The organism is Autumnicola aciditolerans (assembly GCF_041679265.1).
Taxonomy (GTDB): domain Bacteria; phylum Bacteroidota; class Bacteroidia; order Flavobacteriales; family Flavobacteriaceae; genus Autumnicola.
This window is the reverse complement of sequence record NZ_JBGFSM010000013.1, coordinates 30580-45119: the sequence shown is the minus strand read 5'-3', so window position 1 is coordinate 45119 and position 14540 is coordinate 30580. Positions and strand designations below refer to the sequence as shown.

The window sequence follows — 14540 nt, the reverse complement described above, 5'->3', positions numbered from 1 at the left end:
CCTGCCGGCCGGCAGGTTTTTTTTATTTCATGAACTGTTTAAAAAGTCATCAAATTACTTCGCTTTCTTTTTTAATTTCTTTTTTTGCTTTTTCGGCATAATGCTTCTTATATTTCCAGTAAGAAACCGCTCCAAGTATAGCTACGCCGGCTGCAGTATAGTAAATAAAGTTAGGAGTAATTACTTTATCCCCACTGGCATAGGAATGTAATCCACTCAAATAGAAGTTTACCCCAAAATAGGTCATCATTATTGAAGAATAACCCACAACAGACATAAAATTGAAGGTCCACTTGCCTCTAAGCCCCGGCACCAGCCGCATATGTATTATAAAGGCATAAATCATAATACTAATTAATGCCCAGGTTTCCTTAGGATCCCAGCCCCAGTATCGCCCCCAGCTTTCATTGGCCCACTGCCCTCCTAAAAAGTTACCAATGGTAAGCATTACCAGGCCTACCGTAAGAGCTAGTTCATTAATGATGGTAATTTCTTTTATATTAAGGTCCATCTTCTTTTTATTGGAAGAATTGGTTAAAATCATCAATAATAAAGAAACTACACCTAAAATCATTCCCAGCGTTAAAGGCCCGTAACTTCCCACAATTACCGAAACATGTATCATAATCCAGTACGAATCCAGCACGGGTACTAAATTGGCTATTGCAGGATCTGTCCAGTTCCAGTGGGCTATCATTAAAATCATAGAGGCCACAAAAGCCGTGGAAGCAATGGTAAGGTTACTTTTCCTTCCAAAAGCAAGGCCAAAGAACATGGTAGCCCAGGCCACATAGATCATAGATTCATAGGCATTACTCCAGGGCGCGTGGCCAGAGATATACCACCTGGCGGCCAGGCCTGCGGTATGCAAAACAAACAATATCGCAATGGAAATAATACATAAAGTAACCAGGCCACGCATTATTTTATTATCCTTAAAAATCTGCAAGATTACAAAAATGAGCATCAGCAAACCTGCGAGCATATACATCCAGAAAAGATTCCTGAAAATATCGTATTTGTTATAAGTGATTTCCGCTTCAATTTTTTCTTCGGAAGGCATTACCTCGGCTCCAAACTTTTGCTGAAAACTTTTAATGCTTCCAAGGTATTTATCTGCAGTGGTATAGTCTCCGGTTTCGCGGGCATCTTTAAGCGCGTTCATATAAAGCGGCAAAATTTGCCTCACGTAAACGGAATCCATGCCTTTAAAAGCCGCGTCCTGTACTTCAGGATAAGAAACCCATTTGTTGTTCTCGTCTCCCGGGATAGGAAATATTTTTAAGATATCTCCCTGTAGCGCCTGGTATAAAAGGTTTACTTTTTTGTCTGTTTTTATAAAATCCTTTTGAAACTGGTCCGGAACAGCTGCCTGGTATGCGCCCTCCAGATAAGGAGCTAACTTGTAATTCCCGGCATTGTCAAAAAAGTCGGTTAAAGACAATAATTTTTTACCTTCCTCCACCCCAAGGATTTGATGCAGGCTGTCGTTATGTTTTTCAACATAAATAAGCGGGATATTATACCAAACCATGGGATTTTCAGTCATGGAAAGCAACACCTGGTCTGAAGTCATCCCGTTATAGGTATCGGTTTTGCTTAGCTTCCGCAGTAATTCTGAAGAATAAGTGTTGGCGGGTTTCATTCTTCCGCCATCATCCTGTATTACCATTCTGCCAAAATTTTCAGCATGTTCTTCTTTTACGGCATTGGCAGAAATTATGGAATCCATTTGCCGCTGCACATTTTCCATATTGGTATGTACATGCTCTCCTTCAGGAGTTTGGGCCATAGATCCAAATGAAAACATAAGGAGTGCAGCCAGGCCGGCAAGTTGTTTCTTCTTCAGCTTTATCTTATCCAGCCTTTGCTTTAGCTGGCCAAAACGGGAACCTTTATCAAACAGGATCCACATCAAACCAAAATAAAGCAGGAAATAACCCGTATAGGTAATCCAGGTACCCCAACGGTCATGATTTACAGAAAGTATGGTCCCTTTTTCATCGGGATCAAAACTGGATTGGAAAAAGCGGTAGCCGCGATGGTCCAGGATATGGTTCATATAAATTTCATAAGGCACATCCTCCTGCCCTTCTTCCACAATTTCCACATCACTCTGGAAAGACTTATAGCTGTTCTGTGTTCCGGGATATTTTTCAGCAATAAAATCATTAAGCTGCAGGGCAAATGGCAATTCTTTCTCAATAGAACCGTAATTAAGGTAAATTTCCAGTCCGGCAAGATTAACCTGTTCCGGCTCTGTTGGAATACCTTTACCTCCAAGCAGCGTTACGGTTTCAGAATTTCCCTGGGAGCTTACCTGCACAATTACACCATCTGGCTGGTCTTTATTTTTTTGTTTTGTGGGCACCACATCATACTCTCCTCTCACCACCGGCTCGGGAATTACAAACTGTAAGGTCCCGATATTATACAGAGAGCGCAGCATTAGCGTCTGAGTGGAATCCTGCACCAGTAGTCCCTGTTTTTGGTCTGCCATTCGCATGTAATCTCCCGCAAATGGCGAATCTATGGTGTATTCTTCGTCTTCATTAAGCGTGATATTAATAGCGCCTTCAGTAGGATTATTAAGTGTAAAGAGCGTATTGTGAATATTGCTCACCTCTCCTTCTTTTAAAAAGTGGTCATGCCGCTCTCCCCCACCGGCTTCTACAATTTTTAGATAGCGCTCCCCATCTTCTGAAGGAACCAGGGTTTCTTCGGCACTATCTATAAAATTGAGCACCTTAAAAGTTACGGGCTGGCCATTATAATCGGTATTCAATTCATAATCATTCTCAGTTTCGGGGGCCAGTAAAACCTCATCCTGTAAAACCCTTCTTCGCGGTTCCCCATTTATTTCCCCATCGATAAAAAAGGTGAAATAGGTTTCCTGGGTTAGAAACTTGTTGGTGGTCTCCCCTTCTCTTATGGGCATAATGCCTTCAAAACTTATATAGCGGGTAATAAATGCTCCAATAAGGATGAAAATAAAAGCCAGGTGCAGCACAAGCGTTGACCATTTTTCTTTTTTAAACAACTGGTAACGTGGAATATTCCCTATAAAGTTTACCAGTAAAAACAACATAATGCCTTCAAACCACCAGGTATTATATATAAGCACCCTTGCGGTTTCAATACTGTACCAGGTTTCTATAAATGTTCCCATTGCCATGGCAATGGCAAAAACGAGGAATAAAACTGCCATTATACGGGTAGAAAAAACGACAGAAGCTATTTTATTCTGCATGAAGAAATATCCTTTAAATCGGCTGCAAATTTAAGGATTTTTAACGGTTTTGTAAGACTTCCCTCCCCGCAATCTCCTCTTTCAAATGTTAATTTTACCACAGCGATTTTTTTGGTAATTTTAGCGCATGACAGAATTGGTTATTTTAGGCGCGGGAAATTTAGCTTTTCATCTCTTTCGGGCTTTCCGGGATTCTCCTGAAACCAGGGTAATACAGGTTTATAATCACCGGCCGGAAAAATTAAAAGACTTTGCTGAAATCCCCACGACTTCAACGCTTTCTGAAATAAAAGATGCACATCTATACATTTTCGCGCTTAAAGACGATGCTATTGCGGAAACAGCCTTGAAGCTGAAGGATTCAGGAGGTTTGTACGTGCACACCTCGGGAGGAGTTGAGATGGAAGTGTTGTCAAAATTTGAAAATTTCGGGGTATTTTATCCGCTTCAGACGTTTTCAAAAAAGCGCGAGGTCTATTTTAAGAATATCCCGCTTTGCCTGGAGGCAAATTCCGCAGAAAACCTTCAGAAATTAAAAAAAACAGGAAGCGCTATTTCTAGAAATATATATGATATAAATTCAGAACAACGCAAAGCTCTTCATGTTTCGGCCGTTTTTGTTAACAATTTCACCAACCATTTTTATCAAATTGGAGCCGAAATTTGTAAAAAACATGAGGTCCCTTTCGATATCTTGCGCCCCTTAATTAAAGAAACCGCAGCGAAAATAGAAGAATTATCGCCTGTAGAAGCACAATCGGGGCCAGCTTTGCGTAATGACCAAAAGACCATACATTCGCACCTGGAATTATTAGATAAGCACCAAACCAGGATTTATAAAATGCTAACCCAATCTATACAGGATTTACATGGAAAAAAACTATAAAGAATATTTAAACCACATCAATACTTTTGTCTTTGACGTAGATGGCGTACTTACTAATGGTTCTGTGCAGGTGAGCACTTCAGGTGAACTTTTACGAACCATGAATATAAAAGACGGTTATGCCTTAAAAAAGGCTAAAGATGCCGGATATACTGTATGCATTATTTCTGGCGGAAAAAATGAAGGGGTAAGATTACGGCTGCGGGATTTGGGGATAAATGATATTTATCTTGGAATTGCAGACAAGGTGGAGCAGATGGATGAGTTTTTTGATATTTATGAAATCAAGCCGGAAGAAGTACTCTATATGGGCGATGATATTCCGGATTACTACCCCATGAAGCTGGTTGGAATGCCATGTTGCCCGCAGGATGCGGTAGCTGAAGTGAAAGAGATTTCCAGATATGTTTCCCACCGGAAAGGTGGAAAAGGTTGTGTACGGGACGTGATTGAACAGGTAATGAAAGTCCAGGGAAAATGGATGGAAAAGGAATAAGCTGGATCTTGTTGGTGGTAGCAGGCTTTTGTGAAGTGGGCTTCGCATTTTGCCTGGGAAAAGCCAAATTCAGCACAGGAAATACGGCTGGTTTTTGGTTATTGGGATTTTTACTCTTCCTGGCAGTAAGCATGATCCTGCTTTACAGGGCAACCCAGGTCCTACCCATTGGCACCGCCTATGCCATCTGGACCGGGATTGGTGCTGCCGGAACTGCTCTACTGGGAATCCTTGTCTTTAAAGAACCTGCACACTTCTGGCGGATTTTCTTCCTGAGCACTTTAATTATTTCCATTGTGGGCTTAAAATTTGTTTCTAACTAAACCTATGCACAAGTACTTAAGATTAATACGGTACAAGAACCTGCTTTTTATTGCGGCTACCCAGTTTCTAATTAAGTACGGGCTTTTTGAAGCCTTTGGGGCTGCTATTACGCTCAATTTTTTTGGCTGCTTTCTACTTGCGCTGGCCACAGTTTGCCTGGCCGCCGGCGGCTATATTATTAACGATGTGCACGATGTGGAGACTGATCTTATTAACCGCGGGGAAAAAACAATTATAGGCGCGGGGGTTTCAGAAAAAACAGGCTATACCCTTTTCATGATCCTTAATGTTGTTGGTGTAGGAATTGGCTTCTACCTCTCTAATATAGTAGGCTGGCCTGCATTTTCCGGGCTTTGGATTTTTGCTTCTGCCATTCTTTATTTTTATGCAACTTACCTGAAACGCATGGCCCTTATTGGAAATATAATCGTTAGCTGCACCATTGCCGGTGTGGTGATAATAGTTGGGCTTTATGATGTCTTGCCTGCTATAAACAACCAAAACCAGCCACTGCAGCTATTGCTTTTTTCTATCCTTACAGATTATGCCATCTTTGCCTTTTTAATCAACTTGTTAAGGGAAATGGTAAAAGACCAGGAAGATATAAAGGGAGATTACAATGCCGGAATGCAAACGCTGCCAATACTTTTAGGAACTTCCCGAACAAATAAAGTGATTTTTACCGTGGCTTTAGTTCCGCTGGTGGCGATTTTCTATTATACCTACACCTATTTATTCCAAAACACCATCGCTACCATTTATGCCCTTGTATTAATTTTTGCCCCGCTCTTATTTGTAATGATCAAAATTTGGGATGCTGAAAAAAAGAAAAGATATACCCGTTTAAGCTTTATTCTTAAAATGATCCTTTTCTTCGGATTGATATCGGTAGGGCTTTATAAATATATACTCTAGATATTATGCTGAAAATTTTTCTAAAGAACAAAGAAGTTATCCTGGCTTCAGGTTCGCCGCGAAGACAACGATTTTTTAAAGAAATGGAGATTCCTTATACGGTAGATGTGCGGCCGGTAGAAGAAGTTTTTCCGGATCATTTAAAAGAGGAAGAAATAACCAACTTCCTCGCGCAGCTTAAAGCCAAAGCCTTTGAAGATTTAAAACCAAACCAGATCCTTATTACCAGTGACACTATAGTATCTAATGACGGTCTTCCAATGGGGAAACCGGCCGATGCAGAAGAAGCGGTTAAAATGATTACCTCCCTCTCGGGTAAAGCTCATAAAGTAGTCACCTCTGTATGTTTTACCACCACGCAAAAGCAGGAAACCTTCAATAGCATTACAAAAGTCAGGTTTAAAAAACTCACTTCAAAAGAAATTGAATTTTACGTAAAAAACTATAAACCTTTTGACAAAGCCGGGGGGTATGCTATACAGGAATGGATCGGGCTTATTGGTGTTACAGGGATTGAAGGCAGCTATGCAAATGTGGTGGGCCTTCCCACACACCTGGTATATGAAAAGCTTATGGAGTTTGTGAAATCGTGAATTTGGCATTTGCCGCTTTGCTATAGTTTCTATATTTGCCGAAAATCTGAAACTTTAACATGACCGGTATTTTAAACAGCATTCGTATTGAAGTTATTTACAGTATAGCTATATTCCTATTGGTGCTTATTTTCCAGTTTATCCTTAAAACCACCGCTAAGAGAGTTGGCCAAAGGGCTGAAATTCATATTACCCGCACCAGGCTTATGTTTAAATACATCAATATCCTGATGTTTATCATTGCCATTTTACTGCTTTCAATAGCATGGGGCATAGGCTGGAGACAATTTGCCGTTATTTTTTCTTCGGTATTTGCTATTATTGGTGTTGCCCTTTTCGCTATTTGGTCCATCTTAAGTAATATCACTTCAGGCATCATCATGTTTTTTTCTTTCCCCTATAAGATTGGCGATAAAATTAAAATTCATGATAAAGACCTGCCTATTGAGGCTATTATAGAAGACATTAAGGCTTTTCACCTTCATTTAAGGACCATGGAAGGCGAATTAATTACTTACCCAAACAATTTAATGTTGCAAAAAGCGGTTTCCCTTATAGAAAAAAATGCCAGGCTGGATGAGGGTAAGGATGCTCTTTAAAAGTTAAAGCTTAACAATTATCCTAGAAGAGACTGCAAAGTTTTTATATTTGATTTTACCTATAAAATCATACGGGAAATGCATAAATTTCTAACCCTCCTACTTCTTTTAATTTTTAACGTAGTACAGGCCCAGGGTCCAAAAAAATTAACGGCTTCAGAAATTTATCATGAAATAGAGAAGCTAAATTTTCTGGGTTCTGTATTATATATTGGAGCACACCCCGATGATGAAAATACCCGGTTGATTTCCTATTTTTCGAATGAAGTAAACGCGAGAACCGCCTATCTTTCCCTTACCCGGGGAGACGGCGGCCAAAACCTTATAGGTCCGCAACTACGGGAAGAACTGGGAGTGATAAGAACGCAGGAATTACTGGCTGCCCGCAGGATAGATGGCGGACAGCAGTTTTTTACCCGTGCAAATGACTTTGGGTATTCTAAAAATCCTGAAGAAACTTTACAAATATGGGACGAAGAGGAAGTGCTGAGTGATGTAGTTTGGAATATCCGCAAATTCCAGCCAGATGTGATCATTAACCGGTTTGACCATCGTACGCCCGGCACCACTCATGGCCACCACACTTCCTCAGCCATGTTGAGCGTAAAAGCGTTTGACCTGGCAAACGATAAAACAGCGTTTCCTGGACAACTAAAATTCACAAATACTTTTCAGCCTGAACGCTTATTCTTCAACACTTCTCCCTGGTTCTACGGAAGCCAGGAAGCCTTTGAAGAAGCCAGCAAGGAGAAATTTTTAAAGTTTGATACGGGAGTTTACTTTCCGCTTAAAGGCCTTTCCAATCCTGAAATTGCCTCTCTTAGCAGGAGCCAGCATCGTTCCCAGGGATTTGGCAGCACAGGAAGCCGCGGTTCCCAGATGGAATACCTGGAACTTCTTAAAGGCGATATGCCTACTGCAAAACATGACATTTTCGCGGGAATTGATACCTCCTGGAACCGTGTAGAAGGTGGGGCTGAAATTGGCGAAATTCTAAATACTGTTCAGAAAGATTACAATTTCACTAACCCGGCAGCCAGTCTTCCGCAGCTGGTAAATGCGTACAAGCTTATTCAGCAACTTAAAAATGAGCATTGGCGGGATATAAAGTCGGCACAAATAAAAGAAATCATCGCTGCCGCGGCAGGATTGTACCTGGAAGCCGTTGCACAGGTTCCTGAGGCCACCGCTTCAGAAAAGGTACAGGTAAATTTTGAAGCCATAAACCGCAGTAACTATAATATGCTTCTGGAAAACGTAGAATTGTCTCCCAATAATTCTTCGCTTCAGCCCAATGTGGTGCTTAGGAATAACGAGGGCTGGAATGCTAGTTTAAACCTCAATATTCCTGAAGATAGCAAGATTACTTCGCCGTACTGGTTAAATGAAGAAGGAAGCGTGGGAATGTACAAAGTTAGTGACCAGCAATTAATTGGCCTTCCGGAAACTCCTCATTATACAAAAGCTACTTTCAGCATAAATTTTAACGGGGTGAAAATTCCCTTTTCTAAAGAAGTGGTTTATAAATATAATGATAATGTATATGGCGAATCTTATAGGTCTTTTGAAATTGTCCCGCCGGTATCGGTAGCTTTTGATGAGCAGGTGATGATTTTTGACAATGCCGAAGCACGGCCGGTTTCAGTAAAACTTTCTTCAGGGAAAGACAGTATTTCCGGGCAGCTTTCTTTAGCTTCCGCAGAAAACTGGAAGATTGAGCCTGCTTCTGCAAACTTTAATATTCCGCAGAAAGGTGGCTCGGCAGTGATTAATTTCAGCATTACTCCGCCTGCAGAAGAAAGTGAAACAGCCATTGTTCCCGAAGCTGTAATTAACGGAAAAACCTATTCCAAAAATGTAGTGCATATAGATTATGAACATATTCCTTACCAAACACTTGTTTTGCCTTCAAAACTAAAAGTAGCGAAACTCAACATTAAAACCAAAGGGCAAAACATTGGTTATATTGAAGGTGCGGGAGATGTGGTGCCGGAAAGCCTGGAACAAATTGGCTACCAGGTTTCCAAAATTGCACCGGAACAAATTTCCGCTGCTTTACTGAAGAATTTTGATGCCGTGGTGATGGGAATCAGAGCCTATAACGTTCAGGATGAATTGGCTTACAAGCAAAATATTTTGTTGGATTATGTGGAAAACGGAGGTACTTTAATCGTGCAGTACAATACGAACCGTGGGATAGTTACCGACAACATAGCTCCTTACGATTTACAATTATCGCGGGACAGGGTTACCGATGAATTTGCAGAGGTGCGGTTCCTGGCGCCGGAAAATCCACTGCTCAACTCTCCCAATAAAATTACCAAAGCCGATTTTGAAAACTGGGTGCAGGAGCGCGGACTTTACTTTCCAGAGAGCTGGAGCGATAATTTTACTGCTGTACTCTCCATGAATGACAAAGATGAAGTGCCCCTGGACGGCAGCCTTCTTGTGGCCCCTTATGGCAAAGGCTATTATATCTATACGGCAATTAGTTTCTTCCGGCAATTTCCAGCCGGCGTTCCCGGAGCTTATAAACTTTTTGCTAATATGATTTCTATTGGGAAATAATGGAAAAGCCTGAAAAGTACACCTGGAAAAAAAGCTACACTTTAATGCTCCTTGCCAATTTGGTTTACATTGTCCTGTTTTACATACTTATGAAATTTTTCGCCTGATATGGAATTAACAGACTGGGGCGTACTTATTCTTACCATCACTTTTATAGTGTGGTATGGCATCTATAAATCACGCGGCAGTAAAAATGTTCAGGACTATATAAAAGGCGGGGGCGATTCCAGGTGGTGGACCATCGGGCTATCGGTAATGGCCACACAGGCAAGTGCAATTACCTTTTTATCTACCCCGGGACAGGCTTTTCATGACGGGATGGGCTTTGTTCAATTTTATTTTGGATTGCCCATAGCCATGGTTATTATCTGTATGGTATTTATTCCCATATACCACCGGCTTAATGTTTATACGGCTTATGAATATCTGGAGTCCAGGTTTGACCGCAAAACAAGAACCCTAACCGCCATCCTTTTTTTAATCCAACGGGGGCTCGCTGCGGGGCTTACTATTTTTGCACCTGCCATTATTCTATCTGCCGTCCTGGAATGGAACCTCACCGGGCTGTGCCTCTTGATAGGGGCTCTGGTTATTATCTACACGGTTACCGGAGGCACAAAGGCGGTAAGCGTAACCCATAAACAGCAGATGGCCGTGATCTTAACGGGAATGATCTCTACCTTTTTTATTATCCTGCACTATTTACCTGAAAATATAGGATTTCAATCTGCCATGGAAATTGCCGGGAACAGCGGGAAAATGGACATCCTGGATTTTTCTTTTGATTTTGAAAACCGGTACACCATCTGGAGTGGGTTCCTCGGGGGGACTTTTCTTGCCCTTTCCTATTTTGGAACAGATCAAAGCCAGGTACAGCGTTATTTAACAGGGAAATCTGTACGGGAAAGTCAGTTAGGAATGATTTTTAACGGCCTGTTTAAAGTGCCGCTGCAATTTTTTATTCTGCTGGTGGGGGTAATGGTCTTTGTGTTTTACCAGTTTAATGCTACCCCGCTGAATTTTAACCCGGCGGCCACAGAAACGGTATTGAATTCGGAGTATTCAGAGCAGTACCAGGATCTTATGATGGAACACAAACAACTGGAACAGCAGAAGCATACCCTCACTCAAAATTATGCTGAAGCCGGTATGGAAATTTCCGAAGCTCAAAAAGCCCAATTTCATGAAAAGCTGAATAAATTTAATTCCGAAGAAAGCAATCTAAGGGAGAAAGCAAAGGTATTTATAGACGCGGCAGATAAAGATGCAGAAAGCAATGATAAGGATTATGTTTTTATTCATTTTATCCTGAATAACCTGCCCCGCGGGGTTGTAGGCCTGCTGCTGGCGGTAATTTTATGCGCGGCAATGTCTTCCACCGCTTCAGAATTAAATGCCCTCGCCTCTACCACCACTATAGACCTTTACAAACGCAGCAGAAAAACTGATAAAACTGAAGAACATTTTGTAAAAGCCACTAAATGGTTTACCCTGCTATGGGGAATAATCGCCATTGGTTTTGCCACCGTAGCAGATCTTTTTGATAACCTCATTCAGCTTGTCAATATTATAGGTTCCATTTTCTACGGAAATGTGCTTGGGATTTTCCTGTTGGCATTTTTTGTTAAGCGGGTGCATAGCAATGCTACTTTTATCGCGGCTTTTATAACCCAAATAATTATAATTGGAATATTTATAATGGATATTGTTCCGTATTTATGGCTTAATCTATTAGGTTGCGCAATGGTAATGCTACTGGCTTTACTTATTGAACAATTTACCAAAAACCGAAAAGTTACCACATGAAAAAGCAAACAGTAAACTGGGCGATTATTGGCCCTGGAAGAATCGCTAAGAAATTTGCCACCGGTTTAAAAGAAGTACCCGGCGCTAATCTCTATGCGGTGGCCAGCCGTTCCATGGAAAGAGCAGAAAATTTTGCCAGGGAATATGAAGCAGATAAAGCTTACGGCAGTTATGAAGAACTGGTGAAAGACGAAAATGTGGAGGTTGTTTATATTGCCACTCCGCATGTATTTCATTATGACAACACTTTGTTGTGCCTCAATCATAAAAAAGCGGTTTTATGTGAAAAACCCTTCGCCATGGATACCGAACAGGTTCGAGAAATGATTGCCCTGGCCCGGGAGAAAAATGTTTTTCTTATGGAAGCCATGTGGACGCAGTTTTTGCCTCATTTTCAGTTTGTAATGAAATTAATAGAAACTGGAAAATATGGCAAGCTGAAGCATTTAAAAGCGGACTTCGGTTTCCATTCCCCTTTTAATGAAAGCCACCGGCTTTACAACAAGTCCCTTGGTGGGGGCAGCTTACTGGATATAGGAATTTATCCTGTTTTTACTGCCTTAAGTGCCCTTGGGGTTCCGGAAGAAATTTCGGCTAAGGCAAAACTGGCTCCTACAGGAGTTGACGAGGAATGTGAAATGATTCTCACTTACAACAATGGCGTTGAAGCTGAACTGCACAGCACAGTAGGGAGGGTAACACCCACTACTGCTACTTTCCTCTTTGAGAAAGCTGTGGTAACCATGAACAGCCGTTTCCATGAGCCTACCAACATTACAATTTCTACTGAAGAAGGAGAAAAGACAAAAGATTTTGGGGTAAGCACCAATGGTTACAATTTTGAAGCAGCTCATGTACAGGAAATGCTCTGGAAAGGAAGAACCGAAAGTGACCAGATGACCTTTGATAAAAGCCTTCAGTTAATTGGCCTGCTGGATGAAGTAAGAAGAAAAATAGATTTGGTGTATTAAATTGATTAATTGAAAGTAATTGTAGGTTCAAAAGGCTCCTCATACTCAATATTAATCACTCCCTGGCTTATAATTACTTCCTGATCGCCGTTGCTTAGCTTCCTGAAAAAGTAGCTGAAAAACAGGTTCTTGTATTGGTAAGGACGGTACTTTCCAGTTCGCCATTTATAAAATCCCCGTTGAATGCTACTGCATTTATATATTGATGGTAATTAAAGCGCTCTATAATATTTTTCCCGGTTTTTTGATAAGGTAGAACAATAGAAACTCCCTGTTCCCGGTAAGGATCATTATTTCTCCGGTCTAAATTTAACTGCAATCTATAGCCATTTTCCCTTAAATCTATTCCTTTTCCTAGCACTTCAAATTCCTGGTTTTCACCATTAATCGTCATGCTAATATTGTTGCCTCACACACTTCTGTATTGTCATCATCATTTGAACAACCTGTAATGAGCAGCAGGACAATTAGCTGCAGGAATAATTGAATAGGTTTTTTCTAAATTGAAATATGACATTGTTAATTAAGCGGAAGAACCCAAAAAGAAAGCCTTCGCCTTCTTCCGAAGAAAAAGGCTTTTCCTGTAATTTATGAAAAGGGTGCAGCAAAACTTACATTGCTCCCCATTCCTGCAGGGAATCTTTATTCATTTTCACGTAATCTTTATTCCCGGCTTTTTCGGCGGCTGCCAGGGATTTTTTAGCGGTGGCTATGGCATCTTCTTTTTTCCCCATTTCAGCTTCAATAAGTGACTTTCTTCTTAAAATCCAGAAGGCATCTCCATTAGCTTCCGCAGCCTTTTGTATCCAGGAGTAAGCCTGTTCCATATCCTTTTTCTGATCGTGATAATAACTTGCGGCTGCAAAATAATCATTAGGACCTGGTTGTGCACTCATAATCTTGTCTATACTTGCCATCGCCTTTTCATCTGTGGGTACTACAAAAGGAAGGCTTGCCACGGTATTTGCCCAGATAAAATTCAGCACGGCCCCTTCGTTATGCAGTTCATCAATCATAATGGTAAAAGTTTCCATGTCAAAAGGCAATTGTTGCACCTGCGCAGTGGCTTTAAGAGCAACATTATTTTCATCCCATTCCTGAGGCATACCCCAGTTGTCTGTAGTTTTATAGAATATTACTTCCCACTCCCCTTTTTTGGGAACGGTATAAATGGAATATTCTCCTTTTGGCAATTTTTCACCATTAATCATCACCTCATCGCTAAAAGAAATGGTGGTATTCTCATTGGCACCGGTGCGCCATTTTTCATTATATGGCACCAGGTTTCCAAAAATTTCACGGCCTCGCATATTTGGTCGGGAATATTTTATGCTCACATCGGTAAGGCCTACCTTCTGCTCTATTTTAGCCGAAGGACTTGGCTGCGGAGTCTCAATTTGTGCTGATGCTCCCATGCTGATGGCGCATAACATTAGAATGAAGTGTAGTTTTTTCATAATTTGATTATTTGTGTTAGTAAAATCAAATATAAGAAGAAGAACCTTAGAGCATTATAAAATATTTGCTTCCGAAGTGATATTTCAGGAATTATGTATTGTTTAACTAAAATGGTTTCATTTTAAACAAAATTGATTTTAATTTTGTCACGCAATTTTATCCTGATGAAAATTTACACCTTACAAAGTTTCCAAAAGCTTCCCATTTCTATAGACAAAGCCTGGAATTTTCTTTCTGATCCAAAGAATTTAAAAATTATTACTCCAGATTATATGAGCTTTGATATTCTTTCCGGGGCAGACAGGCCTATGTTTGAAGGTCAGATTATTCAATACATCGTTACTCCTGTGGCGGGCATTAAAACCAAATGGGTAACCGAAATAACACATGTAAAGGACCGGGAATATTTTGTAGATGAACAACGCTTTGGACCTTATGCTCTCTGGCATCATAAACATTTTATCAGGGAAATTGAAGGGGGTGTGGAAATGGAAGATATTGTAGATTATAAGTTGCCCATGGGTTTTTTGGGCACCCTGGCACATCCTTTTCTTGTAAAGCCTAAACTAAAAGAAATTTTTGATTACCGGAAGAAGAAACTCGTGGAGCTTTTTGGGGAGTTTGAGCCGGCTCATGTTTCTTAAACCAGTACCAAGGAAAAAATACAGCATCCA

The 14540-nt window shown here is 40.8% G+C and carries 13 protein-coding genes; 10 read left to right on the top strand and 3 right to left on the bottom strand.

The features are described from left to right. Positions 1 to 49: 49 nt before the first annotated feature. Positions 50 to 3250 (bottom strand): cytochrome c biogenesis protein CcsA, encoded by a 3201-nt coding sequence (locus AB8M93_RS13980; protein WP_373058731.1) that lies wholly within the window; start codon positions 3248 to 3250, stop codon positions 50 to 52. A 127-nt stretch (positions 3251 to 3377) separates the two neighbouring features. Between AB8M93_RS13980 and AB8M93_RS13975 the strand changes: the two genes are divergently transcribed. The 9 genes from AB8M93_RS13975 (at position 3378) to AB8M93_RS13935 (ending at position 12408) form a co-directional block, all read left to right on the top strand. After that, complete coding sequence (locus tag AB8M93_RS13975; protein WP_373058729.1) at positions 3378 to 4136, top strand: Rossmann-like and DUF2520 domain-containing protein; 759 nt, start codon at positions 3378 to 3380, stop codon at positions 4134 to 4136. Continuing rightward, on the top strand, positions 4120 to 4632 hold the full coding sequence (locus AB8M93_RS13970) for a KdsC family phosphatase (protein ID WP_373058727.1): 513 nt from the start codon (positions 4120 to 4122) through the stop codon (positions 4630 to 4632). The genes AB8M93_RS13975 and AB8M93_RS13970 overlap by 17 nt, the downstream gene beginning before the upstream one ends. Continuing rightward, positions 4629 to 4955: a DMT family transporter gene (locus AB8M93_RS13965; protein WP_373058902.1), complete on the top strand. Its 327-nt coding sequence runs from the start codon at positions 4629 to 4631 to the stop codon at positions 4953 to 4955. The genes AB8M93_RS13970 and AB8M93_RS13965 overlap by 4 nt, the downstream gene beginning before the upstream one ends. Positions 4956 to 4959: 4 nt before the next feature. Beyond that, complete coding sequence (locus AB8M93_RS13960) at positions 4960 to 5871, top strand: geranylgeranylglycerol-phosphate geranylgeranyltransferase (RefSeq protein WP_373058725.1); 912 nt, start codon at positions 4960 to 4962, stop codon at positions 5869 to 5871. 5 nt (positions 5872 to 5876) lie between these two features. Beyond that, a complete protein-coding gene (locus tag AB8M93_RS13955) occupies positions 5877 to 6464 on the top strand; it encodes a Maf family nucleotide pyrophosphatase (RefSeq protein ID WP_373058723.1) in 588 nt (195 codons plus the stop codon). Positions 6465 to 6523: 59 nt separating this feature from the next. Next, entirely contained in the window at positions 6524 to 7063 is a 540-nt protein-coding gene (locus AB8M93_RS13950; protein WP_373058721.1) for a mechanosensitive ion channel domain-containing protein, read from the top strand. 78 nt (positions 7064 to 7141) lie between these two features. Next, positions 7142 to 9631, top strand: a complete 2490-nt coding sequence (locus tag AB8M93_RS13945) for a PIG-L family deacetylase (protein WP_373058719.1) — start codon at positions 7142 to 7144, stop codon at positions 9629 to 9631. 108 nt (positions 9632 to 9739) lie between these two features. Next, positions 9740 to 11437 (top strand): sodium:solute symporter family protein, encoded by a 1698-nt coding sequence (locus AB8M93_RS13940; RefSeq protein ID WP_373058717.1) that lies wholly within the window; start codon positions 9740 to 9742, stop codon positions 11435 to 11437. Beyond that, positions 11434 to 12408 carry a Gfo/Idh/MocA family protein gene (locus AB8M93_RS13935; protein ID WP_373058715.1) on the top strand — a complete coding sequence of 325 codons (975 nt, stop codon included), beginning with the start codon at positions 11434 to 11436 and terminating at the stop codon, positions 12406 to 12408. The genes AB8M93_RS13940 and AB8M93_RS13935 overlap by 4 nt, the downstream gene beginning before the upstream one ends. Positions 12409 to 12502: 94 nt before the next feature. On the opposite strand, the gene AB8M93_RS13930 is transcribed toward AB8M93_RS13935, so the two are convergent. Both AB8M93_RS13930 and AB8M93_RS13925 read right to left on the bottom strand, forming a co-directional pair. Continuing rightward, the gene (locus AB8M93_RS13930) at positions 12503 to 12802 is read right to left on the bottom strand and encodes a hypothetical protein (RefSeq protein ID WP_373058713.1); all 300 of its coding nucleotides are present in this window, start codon (positions 12800 to 12802) and stop codon (positions 12503 to 12505) included. A 217-nt stretch (positions 12803 to 13019) separates the two neighbouring features. After that, positions 13020 to 13865: a DUF2911 domain-containing protein gene (locus AB8M93_RS13925; RefSeq protein WP_373058711.1), complete on the bottom strand. Its 846-nt coding sequence runs from the start codon at positions 13863 to 13865 to the stop codon at positions 13020 to 13022. A 165-nt stretch (positions 13866 to 14030) separates the two neighbouring features. Between AB8M93_RS13925 and AB8M93_RS13920 the strand changes: the two genes are divergently transcribed. After that, positions 14031 to 14510, top strand: coding sequence for an SRPBCC family protein (locus tag AB8M93_RS13920; protein ID WP_373058709.1), 480 nt, complete (start codon positions 14031 to 14033; stop codon positions 14508 to 14510). Positions 14511 to 14540: the final 30 nt, after the last annotated feature.